The sequence below is a fragment of the Actinoplanes sp. NPDC051537 genome (genome assembly GCF_055586105.1).
Genome location: NZ_JBVJIU010000002.1, coordinates 490083 through 513243 on the forward strand (window position 1 = coordinate 490083; position 23161 = coordinate 513243).

24 protein-coding genes are annotated in these 23161 nt (G+C 69.9%); 9 read left to right on the forward strand and 15 right to left on the reverse strand.

The annotated features are described in order from the left end of the window. Window positions 1–66 precede the first annotated feature (66 nt). A complete protein-coding gene (locus tag ACZ6TB_RS06020; RefSeq protein WP_465551112.1) occupies window positions 67–957 on the forward strand; it encodes a LysR family transcriptional regulator in 891 nt (296 codons plus the stop codon). Continuing rightward, window positions 954–1823: an NAD(P)-dependent oxidoreductase gene (locus ACZ6TB_RS06025; protein ID WP_465551114.1), complete on the forward strand. Its 870-nt coding sequence runs from the start codon at window positions 954–956 to the stop codon at window positions 1821–1823. The genes ACZ6TB_RS06020 and ACZ6TB_RS06025 overlap by 4 nt, the downstream gene beginning before the upstream one ends. Here ACZ6TB_RS06025 and ACZ6TB_RS06030 read toward each other — a convergent pair. The 11 genes from ACZ6TB_RS06030 to murD all read right to left on the reverse strand — a co-directional run bounded on the left by ACZ6TB_RS06030 (window position 1799) and on the right by murD (window position 13271). Next, a complete protein-coding gene (locus tag ACZ6TB_RS06030) occupies window positions 1799–2158 on the reverse strand; it encodes an STAS domain-containing protein (protein ID WP_465551434.1) in 360 nt (119 codons plus the stop codon). The genes ACZ6TB_RS06025 and ACZ6TB_RS06030 overlap by 25 nt on opposite strands. 131 nt (window positions 2159–2289) lie before the next feature. Further along, complete coding sequence (locus ACZ6TB_RS06035) at window positions 2290–2868, reverse strand: RNA polymerase sigma factor (RefSeq protein ID WP_465551116.1); 579 nt, start codon at window positions 2866–2868, stop codon at window positions 2290–2292. Beyond that, the gene (locus tag ACZ6TB_RS06040) at window positions 2865–3035 is read right to left on the reverse strand and encodes a hypothetical protein (protein ID WP_465551118.1); all 171 of its coding nucleotides are present in this window, start codon (window positions 3033–3035) and stop codon (window positions 2865–2867) included. The genes ACZ6TB_RS06035 and ACZ6TB_RS06040 overlap by 4 nt, the downstream gene beginning before the upstream one ends. Window positions 3036–3189: 154 nt before the next feature. Then, window positions 3190–4116: a carbohydrate ABC transporter permease gene (locus ACZ6TB_RS06045; protein WP_465551120.1), complete on the reverse strand. Its 927-nt coding sequence runs from the start codon at window positions 4114–4116 to the stop codon at window positions 3190–3192. Between the two features lie 13 nt (window positions 4117–4129). Beyond that, window positions 4130–5035 carry a carbohydrate ABC transporter permease gene (locus tag ACZ6TB_RS06050; RefSeq protein WP_465551122.1) on the reverse strand — a complete coding sequence of 302 codons (906 nt, stop codon included), beginning with the start codon at window positions 5033–5035 and terminating at the stop codon, window positions 4130–4132. A gap of 24 nt (window positions 5036–5059) precedes the next feature. Further along, the gene (gene ngcE / locus ACZ6TB_RS06055; RefSeq protein WP_465551124.1) at window positions 5060–6496 is read right to left on the reverse strand and encodes an N-acetylglucosamine/diacetylchitobiose ABC transporter substrate-binding protein; all 1437 of its coding nucleotides are present in this window, start codon (window positions 6494–6496) and stop codon (window positions 5060–5062) included. A gap of 40 nt (window positions 6497–6536) precedes the next feature. After that, complete coding sequence (locus ACZ6TB_RS06060; RefSeq protein WP_465551126.1) at window positions 6537–7439, reverse strand: carbohydrate ABC transporter permease; 903 nt, start codon at window positions 7437–7439, stop codon at window positions 6537–6539. Continuing rightward, the gene (locus tag ACZ6TB_RS06065) at window positions 7439–8419 is read right to left on the reverse strand and encodes a carbohydrate ABC transporter permease (protein ID WP_465551128.1); all 981 of its coding nucleotides are present in this window, start codon (window positions 8417–8419) and stop codon (window positions 7439–7441) included. Before ACZ6TB_RS06065 ends, ACZ6TB_RS06060 begins: the two co-directional genes overlap by 1 nt. A 70-nt stretch (window positions 8420–8489) precedes the next feature. After that, window positions 8490–9803: an extracellular solute-binding protein gene (locus tag ACZ6TB_RS06070; RefSeq protein WP_465551130.1), complete on the reverse strand. Its 1314-nt coding sequence runs from the start codon at window positions 9801–9803 to the stop codon at window positions 8490–8492. 33 nt (window positions 9804–9836) lie between these two features. Beyond that, complete coding sequence (locus tag ACZ6TB_RS06075) at window positions 9837–10790, reverse strand: MurR/RpiR family transcriptional regulator (protein ID WP_465551132.1); 954 nt, start codon at window positions 10788–10790, stop codon at window positions 9837–9839. A gap of 1134 nt (window positions 10791–11924) precedes the next feature. Then, complete coding sequence (murD, locus tag ACZ6TB_RS06080) at window positions 11925–13271, reverse strand: UDP-N-acetylmuramoyl-L-alanine--D-glutamate ligase (RefSeq protein ID WP_465551134.1); 1347 nt, start codon at window positions 13269–13271, stop codon at window positions 11925–11927. Between the two features lie 62 nt (window positions 13272–13333). On the opposite strand from murD, the gene ACZ6TB_RS06085 reads away from it, so the two are divergent. Further along, window positions 13334–14638 (forward strand): MurL-like N-terminal domain-containing, encoded by a 1305-nt coding sequence (locus ACZ6TB_RS06085; protein WP_465551136.1) that lies wholly within the window; start codon window positions 13334–13336, stop codon window positions 14636–14638. A gap of 13 nt (window positions 14639–14651) precedes the next feature. Here ACZ6TB_RS06085 and ACZ6TB_RS06090 read toward each other — a convergent pair whose 3' ends face one another. After that, window positions 14652–15422 carry a GNAT family N-acetyltransferase gene (locus ACZ6TB_RS06090; RefSeq protein WP_465551436.1) on the reverse strand — a complete coding sequence of 257 codons (771 nt, stop codon included), beginning with the start codon at window positions 15420–15422 and terminating at the stop codon, window positions 14652–14654. Between the two features lie 191 nt (window positions 15423–15613). Next, entirely contained in the window at window positions 15614–16279 is a 666-nt protein-coding gene (locus tag ACZ6TB_RS06095; protein WP_465551138.1) for a TMEM175 family protein, read from the reverse strand. A gap of 30 nt (window positions 16280–16309) precedes the next feature. Between ACZ6TB_RS06095 and ACZ6TB_RS06100 the strand changes: the two genes are divergently transcribed. The 3 genes from ACZ6TB_RS06100 to ACZ6TB_RS06110 all read left to right on the forward strand — a co-directional run bounded on the left by ACZ6TB_RS06100 (window position 16310) and on the right by ACZ6TB_RS06110 (window position 19580). Further along, complete coding sequence (locus tag ACZ6TB_RS06100) at window positions 16310–17197, forward strand: LLM class flavin-dependent oxidoreductase (RefSeq protein ID WP_465551140.1); 888 nt, start codon at window positions 16310–16312, stop codon at window positions 17195–17197. 82 nt (window positions 17198–17279) lie between these two features. Then, a complete protein-coding gene (locus ACZ6TB_RS06105) occupies window positions 17280–19325 on the forward strand; it encodes a flavohemoprotein (RefSeq protein ID WP_465551142.1) in 2046 nt (681 codons plus the stop codon). 57 nt (window positions 19326–19382) lie between these two features. Further along, window positions 19383–19580, forward strand: a complete 198-nt coding sequence (locus ACZ6TB_RS06110) for a DUF3072 domain-containing protein (protein ID WP_465551143.1) — start codon at window positions 19383–19385, stop codon at window positions 19578–19580. Here the strand turns inward: ACZ6TB_RS06110 and ACZ6TB_RS06115 are convergent. Then, window positions 19577–20092, reverse strand: coding sequence for a GNAT family N-acetyltransferase (locus ACZ6TB_RS06115; protein ID WP_465551144.1), 516 nt, complete (start codon window positions 20090–20092; stop codon window positions 19577–19579). The two genes, ACZ6TB_RS06110 and ACZ6TB_RS06115, sit on opposite strands and share 4 nt — an antisense overlap. Before the next feature lie 34 nt (window positions 20093–20126). Between ACZ6TB_RS06115 and ACZ6TB_RS06120 the strand changes: the two genes are divergently transcribed. The 3 genes from ACZ6TB_RS06120 (at window position 20127) to ACZ6TB_RS06130 (ending at window position 21820) form a co-directional block, all read left to right on the forward strand. Further along, window positions 20127–20321 (forward strand): hypothetical protein, encoded by a 195-nt coding sequence (locus ACZ6TB_RS06120; protein ID WP_465551146.1) that lies wholly within the window; start codon window positions 20127–20129, stop codon window positions 20319–20321. Between the two features lie 26 nt (window positions 20322–20347). Then, a complete protein-coding gene (locus tag ACZ6TB_RS06125) occupies window positions 20348–21142 on the forward strand; it encodes a TrmH family RNA methyltransferase (RefSeq protein ID WP_465551148.1) in 795 nt (264 codons plus the stop codon). Between the two features lie 132 nt (window positions 21143–21274). Continuing rightward, window positions 21275–21820, forward strand: a complete 546-nt coding sequence (locus ACZ6TB_RS06130; RefSeq protein WP_465551150.1) for a cellulose binding domain-containing protein — start codon at window positions 21275–21277, stop codon at window positions 21818–21820. Window positions 21821–21838: 18 nt separating this feature from the next. Here the strand turns inward: ACZ6TB_RS06130 and ACZ6TB_RS06135 are convergent, their stop codons facing one another. Then, window positions 21839–23158 carry an ABC transporter substrate-binding protein gene (locus tag ACZ6TB_RS06135; protein WP_465551152.1) on the reverse strand — a complete coding sequence of 440 codons (1320 nt, stop codon included), beginning with the start codon at window positions 23156–23158 and terminating at the stop codon, window positions 21839–21841. Window positions 23159–23161: the final 3 nt, after the last annotated feature.

Below are 23161 nucleotides of genomic sequence, written 5' to 3' on the forward strand. Positions count from 1 at the left end.
GCGGAAGCGGGTTCCCGGAGTCCAACAGAAGAAACCGCTCGGATTCAGCACCTAGACTGCTCAATCGTGGAACTGAGGCATCTGGAGTACTTCGTCGCGGTCGCCGAGGAGCGGCATTTCACCCGGGCCGCCGAGCGGATGCGGGTGGCGCAGTCCGGCCTGTCGGCGTCGATCCGGGCGCTGGAGAAGGACCTGAGCGCCGAGCTCTTCGTGCGCAACACCCGGCGGGTCGAGCTGACCGACGCGGGCCGGGCGCTGCTGGCCGAGGCGCATCGCACGCTGGCCAGCGCGGCCGCGGCCCGGGACGCGGTGGCCGCCGTGCGCGGCCTGCTGCGCGGCAGCCTCACGGTCGGCTCCGAGCAGTGCCTCGGCGTGATCGACCTGCCGCCGGTGCTGGCCTCGTTCCGGCGGGCGCATCCGGGGGTGGAGATCCGGTTGCGGTACGCGGGATCCGGCCACATCGTCGAGCAGATCCGGCTGGGGCGGCTCAGCGTCGGGTTCGTCGCGTTGCCCGGGCCGGCGCCCGACGGCGTACGGCTGATGCCCCTCGCCACCGAGCCGATGATGCTGCTCTGCAACGCCGCCCACCCGCTGGCCGAGCTCGACGCCGTCGGGGTGGACGAGCTCGCCGCCGAGGACTTCGTCGACTTCAGCGCCGACTGGGGCGCCCGCCGGGTCAACGACCAGGCCTTCGCCCGGGCCGACGCCGAGCGCCGGATCAGCGTCGAGGTCAACGACGTGCACACCCTGCTCGACTTCGTGCACCAGGGGCTGGGCGTCGCGCTGGTGCCGGCCCCGGTGACCCGCAAGCCGCACGCGAAGGGCCTGCACGCCGCCGCGCTGAAGATCCAGGACGCGTCCTGGCAGGTGTCGGTGGCGCTGCCGGCCGCGGGCGGGTCCGGCCCGGCGACCGAGGAGCTGCTGCGGCTCGCGCTGCCGGGCAAGATGGGCGGATGAGCGAGAAACTGACCGTGGCCGTCCTCGGCGCCGGCATCATGGGCGCCGCGATGGCCCGCAACATCGCCAAAGCAGGCCATGACGTACGGGTGTGGAACCGCACGCCTTCCAAGGCGCACGAGACGGGCCTGCCGGTCGCCGAGAGTCCCGCCGACGCCGTCCGCGACGCCGACGTGGTGCTGACCATGCTCTACGACGGCGCGACCGTGCGCGAGGTCATCGCGCAGGCGGCCCCCGCGCTGCGGCCCGGCGCGGCCTGGATCCAGTCGACCACGTCCTCCCCCGCCGACGTCGCGAGCCTCGCCGCCACCGCCGCCGAGCACGGCGTGCTGTACTTCGACGCGCCGGTCCTGGGCACCCGGCAGCCGGCCGAGGCCGGGCAGCTCCAGGTGCTGGCGGCCGGCCCGGCCCAGCACCGGGAGGCGGTCCAGCCGATCTTCGACGCGGTCGGCGCCAAGACCGTCTGGACCGGCGACGACGCCGCCTCGGCCTCCGCCACCAAGCTGAAGCTGGTCGCCAACAGCTGGGTCCTGGCCGTCACCCACGGCGCGGCCGAGACGCTGGCCCTGGCCAAGGGCCTGGGCGTCGACCCGGCCGCGTTCCTGGGACTGATCGCGGGCGGCCCGCTCGACATGGGCTACCTGCACGCGAAGTCGACGCTGATCCTCGAGGACAGGCTGACCCCGGCCAGCTTCGCGGTCGACACGGCCGAGAAGGACGCCGGCCTGATCGTCGACGCCGGGCGCGACAACGGCGTACGGCTGGATGTCGCCGCCGCCGGCCGCGAGCGGTTCCGCCGGGCCGCCGCCCAGGGCCACGGCGGCTCCGACATGGCCGCGTCCTACTTCGCCAGCTTCGACTCCTGACCCGCCTTCGGGCCCCCGGCGGCGCGCTGCGGTTCGGCGTCGCCGGGTCGGGGCGACCCGAACAACCCGAGCAGGCCGGTCACCCCCAGCAGCCGGTACACGATACGGCTGGGCCGGGTGACGACCAGCTCGACGCCGGAGACGGCGGCCAGCTGGAACGCGGCGACCAGCGCGCTCAGGCCGACGGAGTCGATGAACGTCACCCGCCACAGGTCGATCTCGATGCGGGTGGGTGTCCCCTCGGTCAGGACGGCCGCGACCGTCTCGCGGATCTCGTAGGCGTTGTCCACGTCGAACTGGCCCTCGAGCACGATCTCGGCGGTGCCGTCGGCCACCGGCGCCGGCCCGGTCGCGTCCGCCCGGGTCTTGATGTCCTCGAGCCGGCGCGTCAGCTCCGCCTCGTCCAGCTCGGCGTCGACGAGCCGGTCGATCCCCCGGATCACGTCGGCCATCGGTTCGTAGTCGGTCACCGGGTCTCACCCCTTCCCGTCGCCGCTCCCCGTTCGTACTCCGCCACGAGCGGCCGGAGCGCGGTCCGGGCGTGCTGGAAGTTCTTCCGGGCGGTCGCCGCTCTCCGCTCGAGGTCGGCGGCCTCCTCCTCGGCGCACGCCGGCCTGCCCTCGCGCTCCTGGATCTCGGCGGCGAACTCCTTGAAGCCCTTGCCGGCCAAAAACGCCTCCATCACCGCGCGCTGGGCGCCCGGCAGCCTGCTCAGCAGTTGGCCGACCCACTCCCGGCCCTCGTACGCGCCGACGTCGAGGTCGTCGCGGGGCGGCAGCGGCAGGTCCTCGCCCGGCACCGGGCTGGTGTCGTGCGCGTGCCGCTCCCGGCGGATCTTGATGATCGCCCGCACCAGCGCCACCCGGGCGTAGGCGGCTCGCCGCCCGGGGGCGATCGTGTACCAGCGCCGCCGGATGTCGATCATGACATCGCGCGCCGCGTCGTCCGCGTCCTGCCAGTTCCGGCCCCACGCCATCCCGTATTTGCGCAGCTCGGGGTAGGTCGCGCGGAAGAACGGGTCGAACTGTTCGTCGGGCGGCGTCATCGGCCCGCCACGACCACCGTCGCACCCAGGAGCACGGCGGCCAGGGCGGCGATCGCCGTCGCCAGGACCGAGGCGGTCGCGACGAAGACGCCGCCCACCCCCACGAGCGTGCCGTTGACCAGCAGCACCGGGTCGGTCCGGCCACGCTCACCGTTCGTCGTCGTCATCTGCGGCACTGCCCCTTCGCCGAAAGTCCGCGCTACGCGCCATTGTCGTAGTGCAGGGCCATCGGGCGGCCTCCGGCGTGAAACGTCCCGCGCATTTCGCACGAAAGTGGCCGCCGGGACGCGATCTCCCGGCGGCCACGTTCGAAAAGGGCTCCTACTTGACGGCGCCGGCCGTGAGACCGGCCTGGATCTGACGCTGGAAGACCGCGTACACGATGATCATCGGCAGGATCGAGAGGGTGAGCGCCGCGAAGAGCGTGGACCACTGGGCGTGGTAGCCGGCCGAGACGCTGATCTGCGCGATGCCCTGGGTGAGCAGCATCTTGTTCTCGGCGCCCGGTCCGGTGATCACGGCCACCGGCAGCAGGTACTGGTTCCACTGGCCGACGATGTTGAAGATCGTGATGCTGACCAGGCCGGACCGGGCCATCGGCATCATGATCTGGAAGAACTTGCGGGTGTGCGAGGCGCCGTCGACCGTCGCCGCTTCCTCGATCTCGTACGGCAGCGTCTTGAAGAACGCGGCCAGGAAGAACACCGTGAACGGCAGCGAGTAGGCGATGTAGACCAGGATGAGGCCGGTGTACGTGCCGAGCAGCCCCATGTTCTTGAGGATGTAGAACAGCGGGCCGAGCGCCATGAACGTCGGGAACGCGAGTCCCGAGACGAACAGGTAGTAGATGAAGCGGTTGCCCCAGAAGCGGTACCGGGCCAGCACGTACGCCGCCATCGACCCGAACAGCATGGTGCCGGCCGTGCTGATGAGCACGACGAAGACGCTGTTGAAGAAGTAGCGGCCGACGTGCGCCTCGTTCCAGGCGTCCGCGTACGTCTGGAAGGAGAAGCTCTGCGGCAGCGCGAACGGCTTGCCCAGGAAGATCTCGGTGTTGCTCTTGAACGAGGCGAGCACCACCCAGATCAGCGGGCCGGCCGTGATCAGGGCCCAGAACAGCAGGCCGATGTGGGCGAGGCCGGTGAACGCGTTGACCTCGCGCTTCTGGCTGGGCTTGACGCCGGCGCTCTTCTTGGTCTTGGTGTCCGGCACGACGTCGGCGCCGGGGACGCTGGTGAGGTTCGTCATCTCGGTCCGCCTCTCAGGCTTCGACGGACTCGCGGCGGGTGACCCGGAGGGTCAGCGCGGCGAAGGTCAGGGTCAGGAAGAACAGCACGACACCGAGCGCGGAGGCGTAACCCACCTGCGAGAACTCGAACGTGTTGCGATAGATCATGAGGCTCAGCACCGAGGTCGCGCCGTTCGGGCCGCCGCGGTCCACGGTCATGATGTTGACCAGGGCGAACGCGTCGAAGGCGGCGATGCCGAGGTAGACCCAGGCGACCTGGATCGTGCCCCACAGCAGCGGGATCGTGATCCGGAAGAACAGCGTGAACCGGGTCGCGCCGTCGAGCGCCGCGGCCTCATAGATGTCGGCCGAGATCGAGCCCATGCCGGCCGAGAACAGCACCACGTAGAAGCCGATCGCCTGCCAGATCAGCACGGCCAGGATGCACAGCATCGCGTACCGCTCGTCGGCCAGGAACAGCCACGGCTTCCACGACTCCGGGAACAAGCCGTTGATCATGCCGCTCTTGTCCGGCCCGAAGACCCGCTGGAAGATCACGGCGACGATGGCGAGGGCGAGCAACTGCGGGAAGAAGAAGATGATCCGGTACGCCTTGGAGCCGCGCACGCCCCGCGTCTGGCCGCCCTTGTGGGTGCCGCCCACGTTGAGCAGGAACGCGATCACCAGCGCCACCACGACCGTGACGAGCGGCAGGAAGATCAGCAGGAACAGGTTGTGCCGCAGCGACTTCCAGAACAGGTCGTCGTGCCAGAGCTTGGTGAAGTTCTCCAAGCCGATGTACTTGATCGCGCCGAAGCCGGACCAGTTCGTGAACGACAGCTGGAAGGCCTGCAGGTAAGCCGCGACCACGAAGATGGCGTAGAGCGCCACCGGCACGGCAAGAAAGCCGATGATGAATGGATACTTGCCGTGCCGCATGGCGTCCTACCTACCTCTTGAAACTCAGCTGCGGGTGAACTTGGTGACCGAGGAGTCCTTGGCGACGGCCTGGGAGGCCGCCTCCATCCGGTCGCAGAACTTCTTGGCGTCGCCACCCTTGAACATGAGGTCGTTGGCGGCCGCGCGCGACTCGTCATCGAGCTTCTTGTACCAGGTGTCGAACAGGTAGCCCATGAACACGTCCTTGCCGGCCTTGCCCAGGATGTCGTTGGCGCTGGTCAGCCCGGGCGAGATGGTCTGGCCGTCGGCCGCGCCCGCCACCACCGTAAGCGACTTGGTGAGCTTGGTGAAGCCCAGCGCCGCCTCCTTCGAGAGCATGCCGCGGATGTACTCCTTGCCGCCCTGCGGGTTCTTGCCCTTGGCCGCCGCGAAGTAGATCTCGCCGGCCGCCGCGTTGATGGCGGTCGCCGGGAGCTGGTCCGAGGTGGTCACGCTCGGGTACGCGGCCACCGCGTACTCGAAGGTGGGCGGGGTGTCCTTGGCCTGCTCGTTCTCGAGCCAGGAGCCGCAGGGGTAGAACGCCAGCTTGTCCTGGTCCTGCTGGAGCTGGACCTCGGTGTGGCGCAGACCCAGGTAGGTCTTGTTGATGTACTTGTTACCGATCTCGCCCCAGGCCTGGGCGGCCTTCATGATCGGGTCGGCCGTCCACGCGCCCGGCTTCAGGTTGTCGATGTCCTTGAGCGCCTGCTCGGTGCCGATCTTCGCGGCGCTGGTGAGCAGGGCACGGACCATGTAGTACGACGCGTTGGCGCCGGCGAAGCCGAACGGCGTGATGCCGGCCGCCTTGATCTTGTCGCACAGGGCGGTGAAGTCGGCCCACGTGGTCGGGACCGTCCAGCCCTTCGAGTCGAACAGCTTCTTGTTGTACCAGAGGCCGAAGACCGTGAACGAGTAGTTCATCGCCATCGGCTTGCCGTCGTACGAGCCCTGCTCGACGGCGCCCGGCACGAGCGTCTCGGCGACGGTCTTGCCGGCCACGTCCCAGGACGGCGCCGCGAACAGGTCGGTCAGGTCGGCCGCCTGGCCGGCCTTCACGATCGCGCCGAAGTCCATCAGGTTCGAGCCCGAGTTGTTGATCATGTCCGGCGGGCTGCCGGCGTTGATCCGGGGCTGCACGACCGTCGAGATCTGCTCGGTGGCCGAGTAGGTGATCTTGGCGTCCGGCCACTTCTTGTTGAACAGCGGGGTGTCGACGTCGGTGGCGTAGGCCGTGCCGAGACCACCGTTGAAGATGATGATCTCGACGCCCGCCTTGGGGTCGATGCCCAGCGGGTTGTCCGCGGACTTGGTGCCGGTCGACTGGTCCGACTTCTTGTCGTCGTCACCGCTGCTGACGCAGGCGCTCAGCATGCCCACCGCGGGGGTGGCCATCAGACCGACGGCGGCCGCGCGGCGCAGCAGCGTACGACGGTCGACCTCGGCCTTGAATATCTCGGTCACAGCATCTCCTCAGTGCTTGTGCTCTCTTGTGTGGAACCGATCAGCCCTTCACAGCACCGGCCGTGAGGCCGGTGGCGATGTTGCGTTGGATGATCAAGAAGAAGACCACCACCGGGATGGAGGTGATGATCGCACCGGCCATGAGAGGACCCCAGGCGGTACCGCGGGTTGTCTGGTTCTGCAGCAGCCAGGCCATCAGATTCTGCTTGGCCGGGCTGTTGAGCGTGTTGATGATGATGAATTCGTTCCAGGCCTGGATGAAGCCGTAGACGCTGGTCGCGACCAGGCCGGGTCCGGTCAGCGGAAGAATGATGCGCCAGAACACCTGCCCACGCGTGCAGCCGTCGATGAGGGCCGCCTCGTCGAGCTCACGGGGAATCCCGGAGATGAAGCCTCGGAGGGTCCACACGGTATACGGCAAGATCAGGACCAAGTAGGTGATACTCACACCTATCAGACTGTTGGTCAAGTTCACGCTCTGGAGCATCAGGAACAGCGGAATGATGAGCGCGAGCAGCGGTACCAGCTGGACGCAGAGGATCACCATGATGATCGCCTTGCGGCCGTAGAAGCCGAACCGGGCGATCGCGAGCGCGGCCAGGAAGCCGACCACCAGCGCGCCGGCCACCGCCAGCAGCGTGATGATCAGGCCGTTGAGCATGTCCTGGAGGAACAGCGGCGCCTTGAACGCCGACGTGAAGTTGGCGAAGGTCGGGTGCTTCGGCAGGAACGTGGGCGTCAGCGCGAGGACCTCGTCGGCCGGCTTGAACGCGGTGTTGAGCACCCAGTAGACCGGGAACAGCATCAGGAGCGAGAAGATGATGCCGGTCGCGTTGGCGGCGATCGTGCCGGCCCGGCTGCGGCCGACGGTCATCACGCCGTCGTCGGGGTTGCGCCTGCTCTTGCGGACCGGGGGCGCGCCCGGAGTCGTGGCGACGACCATCAGTCCACCTCCCCGATCTTGAACATCTGCCGGATGTAGAACGCCATCACGCCGAGCATCAGTAGCACGGTGACCACCGAGATCGCTGAGCCCAGGCTGTACAGAGACTTACCGAAGGCCTGTGTGTACGCGTACGTCGCCAAGGTCTGGAATTGCGGTTCGGGGTGGCCGTCGCGCAACGCCCAGTTCTGGGTGAACAGTCCGAAGTCCCAGATGACCGACAGCGTCGTCACGATCGTCAGCAGCGGCTTGAGGATCGGCAGCGTGATGCTGCGCAGGGTCTGCCAGGCCGACGCGCCGTCCACCGTGGCCGCCTCGACGAGCTCCTTCGGCACCTGCGTGAGCCCGGCGTTGAGGGTGATCGCGAGGAACGGGATGCCGGCCCAGACCACCAGCGTGGTGATCACCGACCAGCCCTGCCACGGGTTCACGAACCAGCTGTGGTTCGCGTAGTCCACGCCCGGCAGCTTGTCGATCATGTAGTTGAGGACGCCGAAGTCGGAGTCGGTGATCCACCGGAACGCCTGGGCGGCGACGAGCTGCGGCATCGCCCACACGAACATCATGGCGACGATCATCAGCATCCGTACGCCGCGGGTGACCCGCCGCATGAGCAGCGCGATGCCGAGGCCGATCACGACCGAGATGACGACCGTGACGGCGGTGAACGCGACCGTCCGGCCGACGACCGTCCAGAAGGCCGAGTCCGAGAGGATCTTGGTGTACTGGTCGAAGCCGACCCACGGGGGCGTGCGGCCGCTGAGCAGCTCGCGCAGCCGCATGTTCTGGAAGGACAGCGCGACCATCCGCACCAGCGGATAGCCGAGGAGGCCGGCGAGCAGGAGCAGAGTGGGGATGGAGAGCAGCCACGGCAGGGCTGCGGTTTCGCGGCGGCGGCGCACCCGGGACGCGCGGCCGGGCGCCCGGTGCGGAGTCGACCCGCCCGCCCGGCGGGTCGTCGGGGTCTCGACGACGGACATCAACAATCCTTTTCGCTTCGCTGCCGCCCGCCCCCGGTCACGGGAGCGGGCGGCCGCATCGAGGAGAAAATCAGCTCTCGTTGAGCGTGGTGTTGATCTGGTCGTCGGCCCACTTGGCGCCGTCGGCCACCGACTTCTTGCCGGTCAGGATGTCGGTGAGCATCGTCTGAAGGATGTTGCCCTTCTCGACGTCCGCCCACTTCTCCGCGTTCGGGGTGAACCAGCTGCTCTTCGCGGCCAGCGCGGCCGGCGCGATCGCCGGGTTGTCAGTGGCGGCCTTGTCCAGCAGCGCCGTCGAGTTCGGCAGCGCGTTGGCCTTGATCAGGCCGGCCATCGAGGTGCTGTCGGTGAAGTACTTGATCCACTGAGCGGCGAGCTCCTTGTTCTGGCTCTTCGCCGCCACACCCAGGTTCGAGCCGCCGAGGAAGGACGGGACGTCGGGCATCGGCGCGGCGGCCAGCTTGCCCTTGACCTTGGTGTCGACCAGCGGGGAGTTCGGGTCGTTCGGGTCCTTCTTGATCTGCTCGGCCGCACCCTGCTCCCAGGCGTTGCCGTAGAACATGCCCGACTCGCCCTGGGCGAAGATGCCGGCCTGGTCGTTCTCGTTCTTGGTGACGTCGGCCTTCGAGTACTTCTTGGCCATGTCCACCCAGCGCTGCAGGCCCTGGATCGAGGCCGGCTGCGACAGCTGGCCGACCCACTTGTCGCCGTCCTGCTTCGCGATGTCGCCACCGGTCGACTTCACCCACGACATCGCGCCGTACCAGTACTGGCCCGGCATGTAGACGGCGCCGAACTTCGAGTCCGACTTCTGCGCCGCCTGGAGCTTGTCGGCGTCGGCGAGGAACTCGTCGTACGACTTCGGGGCCGCGGCGATGCCGGCCTTCTTGAACAGGTCGGTGCGGTAGATCAGCACCCGGGCGCCCGCGTAGTAGGGCACGCAGTAGGTCTGTCCCTCGAAGTCACAGGCGCCCTTGAGGCCGGACAGCCAGGTGCCCGAGTTCTCGTAGTCGGCCGGGTTGACCGCCGCGAACGCCTGCGAGAACACGTACTTCGGGAACTCGGTGTTGCCGAGCTCGATCACGTCCGGCACGTCCGAACCGGCCAGCGTCGCGTCGAGCTTCGTGAGGTGGTTGGCCCACTGCTGGTACTCGACGTTGACCTGAGCGCCGGTCGCGTCGGTGAACCGCTTGGTGGCGTCGTCCACGACGCCCTTCCACGCGCTCTGCGCATCGACCATGAGCCAGACCTTGATGGTCTTGCCCTTGCCGTCGACCGGGCCGGAAGCGGACGTCGTGGGGGAGTCATCGGTGTTGGAACCGCACGCTGCGGCGCCGAGCAGCGTAGCGGCCAGAGCCGCGGCTGCCACGAACTTGCGCTTCACGCTTCCTCCATTGTTTTCGGTATTCGAGGGGATTTAAGGGGTGGTTCCGTCCTTGGCGGCCTTATGGCCGTGGACGGCTTGCGCGGTGCGTTGAAAGGCCGCGTGCGAACGTTCGTGGGTCCGCTGTGCGACCGCGACATAGAGAAGATCGAGAACGACCAGCTGCGGGTGCCGGGCGCTGAGCGCGTCCGGCCGGAAGGTGGTCGCCTGGGTGGCGGTGAGCAGGACGATGTCGGCGAGCTCGGCGAGGGGCGAGCGGGGAAAGCTGGTGAGCGCGATCGTCGTCGCTCCCCGGCTGCTCGCCTCGGCGAGGAGCTCGATCGTCTCGCCGGTCTCCCCCGAGTGGGAGATGCCCAGCGCGACGTCGCCCGGCCGGGACAGCGCGGCGCTGGCCAGCCCGTTGTGCACGTCCGTCCAGGCCCACACCGGCACGCCGATGCGGTGCAGGCTGAACTGCATCTCCTCGCCGACCAGCGCGCTCCCGCTGGCGCCGAAGATGTTGACCCGGGGCGCCACCGCGATCGCGCCGGCGGCCCGCTCCACCTCGGCGAGGTCGAGCAGGGCGGCGGTGTCGTGCATGGCCCGGGTGTCGGCCGCCATGATCTGCCCGAGGACCCGCCCGAGCGGGTCGCTGGGCTGGATCTCGCGGCCGATGTCGACCGTCCAGCCGGCGGAGCGAGCGCGGCCGGTCTCGGCCGCGATGCCCAGCCGCAGGTCGGCGTAGCCGTCGAAGCCGAGCGCGCGGCAGAACCGGGTGACGGTTGCCGGTGAGGTGCCGCTGCGCTCGGCCAGCTCGACGATGGTGGCGCGGGAGGCCGCCGCCGGGTCGGTGAGCACCTGCTCGGCCACCCGCCGGAGCGCGCCGGTGAATTCCGGCAGCAGCGAGCGGACCCGCAGAAGCACCCCGTCCGACGGCTGACCCTGATCCGAGACCAGGGAGTCGACGACCGCGGTCGCCGCGGCGCCGTCCATCTCTGGCTCGTTCATTGGCCACCCTTTCAGGAAGGACTGTTTACTGTCGCGGTAAAAGTTCTTACTAACAGCCCCCTTGTGTCAAGACTGTGGGCGAAGTTTTCAAACCGTTACCTGACCTGCGGCGATGAACGCGTGTTACGGCGCCACCACTTGACCGCCATCAATCCGGAAATGTTCTTTACGGCGTGACCGCCATCACATGCTCGCGTATGTCCGAGTTTGTCATAGCTCTTTCGGCCAGCGCTGGGTCGCCGTGTGGACGATGGAGCTTGGCCCGAAAGGCTGATCTCTCGAAGGGTTTGAAACATCGCCGCAACCCCCGGAAACAAGATCAAAAGATTTACCACCGGATTTTGGGTGCGCTCCCATTTCGAGGTCGGTTCCGGCCGCATCGCACCGGCGGGCGCCCTCGTCGCTGGTCAGGCCGCGGCGTCGCCGGGTTGCCCGGAGGTCGCCGCGCGTGCGGGGGCGCCCGTCGTCCGTCCCGGCCGGGTGCCGCCGGCCGTCCCAAATTCGCATCGCCGCACACGCTCGAACATCGGGAAGGCCCGCGCCTATCGACGACTCGCCCGACCGCGTGTCTCGGCGATTGGCCACGCCTCCGCGTCACGCCCGACCGGGCGTGCCGGCGATTGCCCAAGTCCCCGCGTCACGCCGACCTCGGCATCCTAGGAGGCTAGGCTTCTTTGTCTTCCGCCCTTGCCGCTGCCTCCGGCGGTTTAGCTCGCCCGACGCGGCGCACACCCGGCATCCGTGCGCCCGACGCGCCACGTGCATCCCGCGCCCGTCGCGACACACACCCAACACCCGCACCCACCCCCGCCGCGCCCAACCCGCACGGCGGGTGCGCGTATCGGTAAGCAGAGCTACAGGTCCCCGCCCCACCCTGCGCATATCGGTAAGCAGAGCTGCACGTCCCCGCCCCACCCTGCGCATATCGGTAAGCAGAGCTGCACGTCCCCGCCCCACCCTGCGCATATCGGTAAGCAGAGCTGCACGTCCCCGCCCAGCCCGTGCGTATGGGTAAGCAGAGCTGCACGTCCCCGCCCAGCCCGCGCGTCTGGGTAAGCAGAGCTGCACGTCCGGGAGCAGTCCTCCAACAGCGGGACCGACCCCAACAAGGTCCCAGCCCGCCGGAAACCGGGCTCAGGCGGACTCTCGGATGGCCTCCGTGAAGGCCTCGGAACGGTGCTCGAAATTGCGGTACCGGCCATAACTGGGCGCGGCCGGGGACAACAGCACCACCCCGCCGGCCGGGGTCAGCTCGCGGGCCAGGCGGACGGCGGCGGGCAGATCCTCGGCGTTCTCGGTGCGGATCTTCTCGAGGCCGGCCAGGGCCTCCAGGATGCGCGGGCCCGAGTCGGGGATGCCGATCACGGTGAGTTCACGAGCGGCGAGGAACTCGCGTAACGGCGCGTAGTCGAGACCTCGGTCGGTGCCGCCGACGAGCACGGTCAGTGGGCGGCTGGCGTAGGCCTCGATGGCGTGCATCGCGGAGTACGGGCTGGTCGACAGGGTGTCGTCGACGAAGGTGAGGCCGGACGGGTCCTCGATCTCGGTCAGGCGGTGCGGGAGGCCCTCGAACGACTCGACGGCGGCCTGCAGCTCGTCCTTCATGCCCCGGATGTCGACGCCCATGCCGTCCAGCACGGCAAGCGCCACGCACAGGTTGCGGCCGTTGTGCGCGCCCTTCAGGTGCAGGGCCTCGCGGTGGAACAGCGGGTCGTCCGAGCAGTACACCCACTCGTCCTCGATGCGGAACCGGGAGTCGTCCGCGCCGGCCGGGATGGGCGGGAAGCCGTTCAGGTCGCAGAGGCCACGGATCTCGTCCCGCAGGCGCAGGTCGGCGCCGTTGACGACGATCATCTCGGGGCCGTGGCGCAGCAGGTTGAGCTTGTCGCGGTAGTACTCCCGCTCGCCGCCGTGCGCGTCCAGGTGCTCGGGGAACAGCGACGTCACCACGGCCACCCGCGGCGAGTCGGTCAGGTCGGCGCACTGGTAGCTGGACAGCTCCAGCACGTACTGCGCGGCGATCGGCAGGTCGAGCAGCGGCACGCCGATGTTGCCGCCGAAGATGTTGGGCTTGCCGACGGCGGCGAGCAGGTGGCTCACGAGGCTCGAGGTGGTGCTCTTGCCCTTGCTGCCGGTGATGCCGATGGTTCGCGCTGCGTTGTCGGCCATCCAGAGGGCGCTACCGCCGGTGATGGTGACGCCGCGGTCGCGGAGGTCCTTCATCCACGGGTGGGTCTGCGGCACGCCCGGCGAGCGGACCACCACGTCGGCGGTCACCAGGGCCGGAAACGCGTGGTCGCCGCCGGCCAGCGGGGCGATCGAGGAGAGCGACTCCCACGGCACGGAGAGGAAGTTCGCGCTGTCGTCGACCGCGATCAGCCGCGCGGGTTTGTGCGGCGCGATCGCGTTGACCGCGGCCCGGCCCTCCCGCCCGGTCCCCCAGACCGCCACCGACCGGCCGTTCAGGTCTGCCAGACGCACGTCGAACCCTCCTCGTCGAGTCGAACTAGTATTGCCGGTCGGCCACAAGACAGGAGTTTCGGGTGCAGTTCGACGTCATGCGCTTCCCCTCGTACGCCTTCGACCCGCAGACCGGCGTCGCGACGTTCGACTACGTGCTCGACGGTCCCGAGCCCCTCGAGTTCACGGAGACGATCACCTTTCCGGTGAGCGCCCACGAGGTCCCGGCGGCGTTCCACCGCGTACTGGATCTCCTGCACGTGGTCGCCGGCGTGAGCTACTACAAGGTCGGCGCCCCGGCGCGCGTGGTCGCACCGAAGGCGGTGCCCCAGGCGGCGGCCGACTTCTTCACCGCCATCTACACCCACGGGATGGCGGAGTACGCGTACCGGAACCGCCTGGCCCATGTTCTTGATCTTGTGGTTGAGGTCGGCAAAGGCGATCAGCAGCGCCCGACACCAACGGACAACTCGCAGGCCCGCCCGTTGTCGGCGGTCGGCGGCGGCAAGGACTCGATCGTCACGCTGGAGATCCTGCGCGCGGCCGGCCTCGATCCGGTCCCGTTCTCGGTGAACCCGAACCAGGTGATCGTGGCGGTGAACGAGGCGTCCGGCCTCGAAGCCCTCGCCGCCCGCCGCCGGCTCGACCCGCGCCTGTTCGAGCTGAACAAGGCGGGCGCGCTGAACGGGCACATCCCGGTCACCGCGATCAACTCACTGATCGCGATCGCCACCGCGGCGTGGCACGGGCTCGGTCCCGTGGTGATGTCCAACGAGCGCTCGGCGAGCGACCCCAACCTGGTCTGGAACGGTCACGAGATCAACCACCAGTGGTCGAAGGGGGTGGTGGCCGAGGGCCTGCTGAGAAATGCCGTCATCGCGCACGCGGGGCTCACGGAGCCGTACTTCTCGCTGCTGAGGTCCCTGTCGGAGCTGCACATCGCCCAGCTGTTCGCCCGGCACGACGCCTACGACGACGTGGTGACCAGCTGCAACAAGGCGTTCAAGCTGCACGACCCGACGGCCCGCTGGTGCGGTGACTGCCCGAAGTGCCGGTTCGTGTTCCTGGCGATGGCGCCGGCCATGGAGCGGTCCCGGCTCACGCACATTTTCGGTCACGACCTGTTCGCCGACGAGGCGCAGATCCCGGGCTTCCTCGAGCTGCTCGGCATCGACGCGCACAAGCCGTTCGAGTGCGTCGGCGAGGTGGAGGAGTCGCTGGTGGCACTGTCGATGCTCACCGACGACTCCCCCGTGCTCGTCGCTCTCCGCGCGGCGGTGCCCCCCTCGGCCTGGGCGGCGGCGTCACGCGAGGCGGTGCTCACTCCGGGCGGACCGAACTTCATTCCCGAGGCGTACGCCAAGATTCTCGACGCCTCGATCCGGTGACCGCCCGTTCCGGTTACGCCGTTTCGCCGTCCTTGGCGATGTAGAGCCGCTTGCCGGTGGGCCGGTAGCCGATCCGCTCGTAGATCCGCCACGAGTCCGGCCCCGACGCCTCGAGCCAGGCGATCTCGGTGCCGCCCTCGAACAGCAGGCGGGTGACCTCGGCCGTGATGGCGGCCGCGATCCCGCGCCGGCGGTAGGCGGGAAGCACGGCGATGCCGGCGACCTCGCTCACCTTGTCGTTGGGCGGCACGGCCTGCCCGCCGCCGGCGCAGTCGCCGCCGGGGGCGACGGCCAGCACGGCGATGCCGCCCTTGTCCCGCAGGCGGCCCATCCGGGCGACGTCCTCGGGCGGGGCCACCGGCTGGGGCACGCCCGAGAACCCCTCGTGCTGGGCCCGGACCATTCCGGCGAAGTCCTCGTCGGTGACCGCCGGGCGAATGGCGAAACCGTCGGGGGCGGCCGGGACGGACAGCGTTTCCGGGGTGCAGATCAGGTATTCGTGACGTTCCTCGACCACGAATCCGGCGTCGAGCAGGAGCCGCTCGAGATCGGGGGCGGTGCTTGTCACGTACTCGAGCCGGGGTTGCCTTTCCGCCTTTTCGAAAGCGGCCACCAGATCGGTGACATCCGATGCGGTGATGACCGACCCGGGACGGGGTGTGGCGTAGTTGATTCCGGGACTCGGCGTGGCCGGATCGACCCCGATGACGAAGGGGCCGGTTTCGACCGGCGCGGGACGGCCGGAGAGGTTGGCGACGACGGACTGCTGGATGCGGGCATCCACGTTCAAGACAAGACCTCGATGCATGAGAAAAGGAAGAACTGACGGTGACGAACGGATAAGCGTCCGGCTACCGTGCGCCCCGGAGAGCTCAGGCAGCCGCGTGGCCGGCCCGAATCATTGGCGTCATTCCCTCATGCAGAGTTGTTGGCTGCGGTGCAGCTCCGAAAGCCTTGCAAACGGCCGCCGGGCTGTCAACCATGCTTCGCCCGCCGGCCATTGATGCGGCGGCGGACGAGCGCGGTGGCAATAGGGGCGACAATCCAGAGGTCGAACGCGTAGTCCGAGGCCACGAACGAGACCGGGATGCTGATCAGGAAGCCGGCCGCCTGCGCGCCCGCACCCCAATAGGCGTTGGCGAACCGGTGCGGCGGGGTGTCGGGGCGGTACAGCTTCTGTTGCTGGATGACCACCACCATCGCCAGGAACAGCATGCCCGCGATCGCCTGGATGCCGGCGTAGATGCCGATGCGCAGCTGGATCGCGCCGTCGCCGGTGCTCAGCAGCTTGGTGGCGAACGGCGTGACCACCATCATGAGCAGCCACAGGAGGCTGAGGGCGGTCATGCCCCGGCCCAGGCGAGTCACGTACCGGAAGATCCGGTGATGTCCCGCCCAGTGCATGGCGATCACGTAGAAGCTGATCAGGAACGCCAGGTACTCCTGGCGGCCCTCGCGCAAGGCGTCCCACAGCTGGGCATTGGTCTGGATGTCCGCGCCCTCGGGGACGGGCAGTTCGAGGGCGAGCAGGGTGATCGCGATGGCGATCACGGCGTCGGCGAAGAACGTCATCCGCTCGGCGGCGATGGCCCGCGGATCCGGCTCGCTCTCATCCACGGTGGTCGACAACTCCTCGCTCATGGCACGGAGCCTAAGCACTAGGCTCGACCCGTGATCAGCGAGGGACCGCGCATCGGGTTCATGTTCGACCGCGACCGCCGCCCGGAGGACCTGCCCGGCTACGCCGAGGCGATCGAGGAGCTGGGCGCCGACGATCTCTGGGTGGTCGAGGACCTGGGCTGGGCCGGCTCGATCAGCGCGGCGGCCCTGGCCCTGGGCGCCTCCCGGCGGCTGCGGGTGGGCATCGGCATCGCGCCGGTCGCGCTGCGCAATCCGGCGCTGCTCGCCATGGAGCTGGCGACCCTGGCCCGCGTCCACCCGTCGCGCCTGGTCGCCGGGGTGGGGCACGGCGTGCCGGAATGGATGCGGCGGGTGGGCGCCGAGCCGGTACGCAAGCTGGCCCTGCTCGAGGAGACGATCGCGGCCGCCCGGGGGCTGCTGGCCGGCGAGAACGTGGTGCTGCACGGCCGCGAGGTGACCGTCGACGGGGTCAAGCTGGTGCACCCGCCACGGGTCGTCCCGCCGATCGTGACCGGGGTGGTGCGGCCGCGCTCGCTGGAGCTGTCGGGCCGGGTCGCCGACGGCACGATCCTGGCCGAGGGCATCGGTCCGTCCGCGGTCGCCGAGGCATTGACCCACATCGAGCGGGGACGGCGGGCCGGTGACCGGCCGGCGCACGAGCTGATCGTGTTCGCCTTCCTGCATGTGGACGACGACGCGGCCCGCGGCGCCGCGACGGTGCGGGAGGCGATCGAGGGCCAGGCCGCCTGGCTCGGCGTCGCGCCCGAGGACGTCTTCGCGCTGATCGGCCCGGCCGCGGCGATCCCGGGGAAAGTGGCGGCGTTGCACGCGGCGGGCGCGGCGACGGTGATCCTGCGGCCGCTCGGCCCCGACCCGCTCGAGCAAACCCGGGCCGCGCTGGCATCGCTGCGTGTTTAGCTGATGACATCCCGGCGGTGGTGGGGAGCGCGGGGCAGTACGGTTGTACTGTTCGCGTGATCCGCTGAGCGGGGGTGTGGCTGTGTCGTCCGGATCGGGCTCGGGTTCGGGGGCGGACCAGCACCTGTTGGCGCTGCTCCGGGCCATCCGGCTACGGCAGGCGGCGCCCGACGCGGTGGCCGCCGGCATCGCCGACGCGGCGGAGGCGCTGACCCAGGGCGGTCTCGGGCGCCGGCCGGACCAGCCGCCGGGCGAGAAGCACGAGGCGCTGCCCGCCGGGCCAGATCCCGATAAATCCGGAATTTCCGGCAAGGGAGATGGGCCGGGCTCGGGGGAACGGGACGAGCAGGCATTGATGCCACGCCCCGGCTGGGCGGTGAACGCGACCCCGGAGAACGGCGTCGAGCCGGCGACCGCCGCCATCGACCCGCACGCCGGCCCCGAAAGCGGAGCTGACATCGGCGCCGGCGCGCCGGCCGGCGAGAGCGAAGCGGCGCGGGCCGTCGACGACGTGCGGCTGCGGACGCAGGCGGCGAACTTCTTCGATCCCGCCCGGCGCGAGACAACCGGCAGGGCGACGGCCACCGGCAGGGCGGCGACCACCGGCAGGGCGACGGCCACCGGCAGCGCGGCGACCACCGGCAACGCGGCGACCACCGAGACGGCGGCGACAAGCGAGACGGCGGCGCAGCCTTACGGCCCGCTCGTCCGGCCGCCGGGGCTCTCCCCGATCGACCCCCTGCGCAAGCCCCGCACGCCGGCATCGCCCGCCGACGTCGAGCCCGCGCCCGAGCGGGCCGACCAGCTCGCCCGGAATCGCTTCACGGGCCTGCCCCTGCGGCGCGACCCGGAGACGGAGACCACCATCGCACGCCCCCTCTGGGCCTCGGCCGACCAGCCCGGCGCCGAGACCACCGCCGCCGCGCCCCACCTGCCCGGGATGCGGGTCTCGCCGCCGATGGTGGCCTCGCCGGGGCGCGCGCCCTCGGCCGACGGGATGGACCCCGCCGACGAGGCCCTCCTGCAGCGGACGAAACGGCTTCTCGGCAACAGCCTCGCGCACGCCGGCGGGCCCGAGCACGTCGCCGAGCGGTTCCACGCGGCGCTGCTGCAGGCCAACCCGGAGCTGCTCGCGGCCATGCCCGGTGACGCCGAGATCCGCACCGCGCGGCTCGCCGACGGGCTGGGCTGGCTGGTCGAGCACCTCGACAACCCGCCCGTCCTGGTCGGCGGCTGCGCCCAGCTGGGCGGGGCGCTGGCCGAGTGCGGCGTGGCCCCGGAGCAGCTGCGGCTGGTCGGGGCGGCCCTGGCCGAGGCGATCCGGGCCGGCACCCCGGCCGGCGAGTGGGGCGAGGAGCTCGATCTCGCGTGGCGATCGACCTGGCAGCACACGTACGAGTGGATCCGGCACGGCGCGACGCTGGCCGCCCGCGAGCCGGTCACCTGGGACGCGACGGTCGTCTCGCACGAGCTGCGGCGCCCGGACCTCGCCGTGGTGCGGCTGCGGCCGTACCTGCCGATGCCCTTCCGGCCGGGCCAGTACGCCCGGATCGAGGTGCGCGAGCTGCCGGGCATCTGGCGGCCCTACTCGCTCTCCGGCGCGCCTCGCCGGGACGACCTGATCGAGCTGCACGTGCGGGCCAAGACGCACTCCGGCGTGAGCGGCACGCTGGTCTACCGCACCCGGATCGGCGATCCGGTGCGGCTGAGCCGGGCCGAGGGCGAGATGGGCGTGCCCGAGAGCCCGGACCGGAACCTGCTGATGATCGCCGGCGACACGGGCGTGGCGCCGCTCAAGGCGCTGCTGCGGGAGCTGGCGGACACCGGCGACCCGCGCTCGGCGGTGCTTTTCTGGGGCGTACGCAATCTCGCCGAGCTCTACGACATCGAGGAGATCGCCGAGATCGCCCGGTCCGCCAAGCGCGCCACCGTGGTGCCGGTGGTCTCCGAGGGCGACCCCGGCCCGTACGCGTCGGGCCTGGTCACCGACGCCGTCGCCGCCTACGGCGAGTGGTCCCGGCACGAGGTCTACCTGGCCGGTCCGCCGCTCATGCTCGCCGCCACCAGCGCCGCCCTGCACCAGCTGGGCGTCGCCCCCGACCACATCCACCACGACGCGCCGGAGTGAATCGCGCCGCAAGCGGGTAGGTGCACAGATGTTCGAATGTCTGTGAGGAGGACCGCGATGGATGCCACTTCGGGAAGCCCGGTGAAGGACCCGGACGACTGGACCACGGGCGACGAGCCGGCCACCGGCGCGCAGGAGTCGTACCTGCACACGCTCGCCACCGAGGCGGGCGAGCCGGCGCCCGAGGGCCTCACCAAGGCCGAGGCCTCCCGCAAGATCGATGAGCTGCAGGAGGAAACGGGCCGCGGCCGTTAGGGCCGGGTGATCCGGTAGAGAACCGAGCGGGCCAGGTGCGGCGGCTGGGTCGGATCGTCGAAGTCCTCGACGTGCGTCATACCCAGGCGCCGCATCACCGCGTGCGAGCGCGTGTTGCCGGCGGCGGCGATCGCGAGCACCTCCGGAAGATCAAGGACTTCCCACGCGTACGCGAGGACGCCCGCCGCCGCCTCGGTGGCGTAACCGTGTCCCCAGGCCGTCCGGGCGAGGCGCCAGCCGATCTCGACGCCGGTGAACGGCAGCTCCTCGTCGACCGGGTCGAGCCCGGCCATGCCGATCAGCGTGCCGGAGTCCGCGAGCGCCACCGCCCACCAGCCCCAGCCCCGCTCGTCGAGGCCCTCCTGGAAGTAGTCCATCGAGGCCCCGGCCTGCACCCGGGTCAGCACCTCGGGGAAGAACTCGCGCACCTCGGGGTCGGCGTTGAGGGCGGCCCAGGCGTTCAGGTCGGAGGGCTGCCACGAGCGCAGCACAAGTCGTTCGGTGGTCGGCATGATGCCGCTCAGCGTAACGGGCCATAATGCAGTCATGTCCGAGGCGCCAGAGCAGCAGGATGACGAGCAGACCGAGCAGCCCGAGGAGTTCATGAACCGGGCGGCACGCCGCGCCGCGAAGAGCAAGAAGCACCACCATGGCGAGGTGACGGCGCAGACCTCCAGCCAGCCGCACGGACGCGGCACGGTGCCCGCCCGCAAGGACTACGGGAACCGCCGCAGCGGCTGATCCGCGCCCACCGGCAGAATGGTGCGATGCCGGTACTGCAGGTGGACAGCGCGGACGACCCGCGGATCGGGGACTATCGCGCGCTGACCGATCTCGAGCTGCGCACGCGGTGGGAGCCTCCGAACGGGCTCTTCATCGCCGAAGGCGAGCTCGTGATTCGTCGTGCCCTGCGGGCCGGTTACCGGTTGCGCTCCATCCTGGTCGACGAGAAGCGCACCGAGCAGTTCGAGGACCTGCCGCCGGACGCGACGATCTACACGGCCACGCCGCCGGTGCTGGAGTCGATCACCGGATTCCACGTGCACCGCGGCGTGCTCGCCTCGTTCCACCGGCGGGAACTGCCCACCCTGGCCGCGCTGCTCGCCGGGGCGCGCCGGCTCGCGGTGCTCGAGGGGCTGAACACGCACACCAACCTCGGCGCGCTGTTCCGCAGCGCCGCCGCGCTCGGCATCGACGGCGTGGTGCTGTCGCCGAACTGCGCCGACCCGCTCTATCGGCGGGCGGTGCGGGTGAGCATGGGCGAGGTCTTCGCGATCCCGTACGTGAAGGCGGAGGCCTGGCCGGGTGCGCTCAAGGAGATCTCGGCGGCCGGGTTCCGGCTGCTCGCCCTCACGCCGGGCGACGACACCGTGAACCTGCAGGACCTGAGCCCGGCCGACCGGGCGCGGCCGGCGCTGATGCTCGGGGCCGAGGGACCGGGGCTGACCCGGGCCGCGCTGGCCCTCAGCGACGTGCGGGTGGCGATTCCGATGCAGAGCGGCGTCGACTCGCTCAACGTGGCGACGGCGGCGGCCATCGCATTCTGGGAGCTCTGCCGCTGAGAATTTCCCCCTTTTCGGGGGCGCTCGTCGATGACTACCCTTACCGCCGTGCGCGATAAATCCGGCAATATCCGAGTTCTCTTAACTATCTTGGGTATTGCCGCTCTTGTGGGAATTACGGTCATCACGATCGTGCGACTCACCCCGGGGCACGACCGCACCCGGACGCTCCCGCCCCCGGATCCCGCGTTCACCCTCCCGGGCACCCTCTCCGGTCCCCCGGCCCCGGTCAGTCTGCTCCCGTCCGGCCCCCTCGTCGAGAAGGCCGAAACGAGCCCCGCCGGTGAGACCCGACCCGGTTCGAAGCCGGCCCGGACGCTCCCCGCCGTCATCAGCCCGCCCCGCACCACCACCGCCGCGAGGCCGGCGACCGTCACCGGTCGATTCCACGTCCTCAACTCCTACTCGGACAGCTTCATCGGCGAGGTTCTCCTCACCAACCGGACCAACGCGCCGCAGGACTGGGTCGTCACGCTCACCTATCCGGGAAACCTGCGCACGTCCTGGCTGGAGTCCCTCCCCCAGCCGACGCTCGCCCAGCGCGGGCACACCTTCGTGTGGACGTCGTCGGTGCCGCTCGCCGCCGCCTCGACGGCCGAGCTCAAGTTCCACTACGACCGGTCCGGCGGCTCGGACCGGCCGTCGTCCTGCGAGGTGAACGGCGCCCCCTGCGAGTGAGGGCGCCGTCCGGGACCGCTACTCCTTGACCGGGATCGACTGCGACTTCAGCGTCTGGACCGTGCTCGTCTGCGCGCCCTGCAGCGCCTTCAGCAACGTGCCCTGCCCGGAGACCGCCGCCTTGAAGCCGTCGGACGCGTCGGCGTACGTCTGGGTCATCGTCGGCCCCCAGGTGAAGTCGGGCTTGACCTGCCCCGAGGCGGTCGCGAACACCTCGTAGATCTTCTGGCCGCCGTAGAAGTCGACGCCCTGGGACAGCGCCGGCAGCGACGTGCCGGCCTTGGTCGCCGGGTACAGGTTCGCGACCTTGTTGAGCTCGGTGAGCGCCTCGGTCGAGGTGTTCAGCCACAGCGCGAACTTCGCCGCCTCGTACGGGTGCTTGGCGCCCTTGAACACGGCGGTCGACGAGCCACCCCAGTTGCCCGCCACCTGGTCGCCGGCGGTCCACTGCGGCATCGGCGCGACCGCCCACTTGCCCGACGTCTTCGGCGCGCCGGTAGCGATCGAGTTCGCGCCCCACACGGCCGAGACCCAGGTCCAGGCCTTGCTCTCGTTGTAGGCGTTGTTCCACTCGTCGGTCCACGGCGGCACGGCCGACACCAGCTTCTTGTCGATCAGGTCCTGCCAGTAGCCGGCGACCTTGGTGGTGGCCGGGTCGGTGAGGCTGACCGTCCAGTTCGACCCGTCGTTGGTGAACCAGTGGCCGCCGGCCTGCCAGGCGAAGCCCGCGAACTGGTTGATGTCGCTGTTGGAGAAGTTCGTGATGTAGCCGCCGGCCGCCTTCACCTTGACCGCCGCGTCCGCGTACTCCTGCCAGGTCGCCGGCACCTTGATGCCGTTGGACTCGAAGAGGTCCTTGCGGTAGAACAGCGCCATCGGGCCGGCGTCCTGCGGCACCGCGTAGACGTGCCCCTGCTCGCCGAAGCTGACCTGGTTCCAGGTCCAATCGACGAACTGATCCTTCGCCTGTACGACGTCGGCACAGCCGGCCAGGTCGGTGAGGCCGTCCTGGACCCGGAAGCCGGGCAGCGCGTCGTACTCGATCTGGCCGAGGTCGGGCGCGTTGCCCGCCTTGAGCTGGTTGAAGAAGTTCTGGTAGGTGCCGCCGTTGCCGTTCGGCCCGGTCTGCACCTTCACCTGGATGTCGGGGTTGGCCTTGTTCCAGATGTCGACGACCTTCTGGATGTCCGGCACCCACGACGTGAAGGTGAGCGTGACCGGCCCGCCGGCGGGAGCGCAGGCCCCGGCTCCGGAGGCGGTCGAATCGTCCGAGGACGACGACGAGCACGCCGTTATCGACAGGGTGGACAGAAGCAGTACTGCGAGGAAGCGCCGCATTTC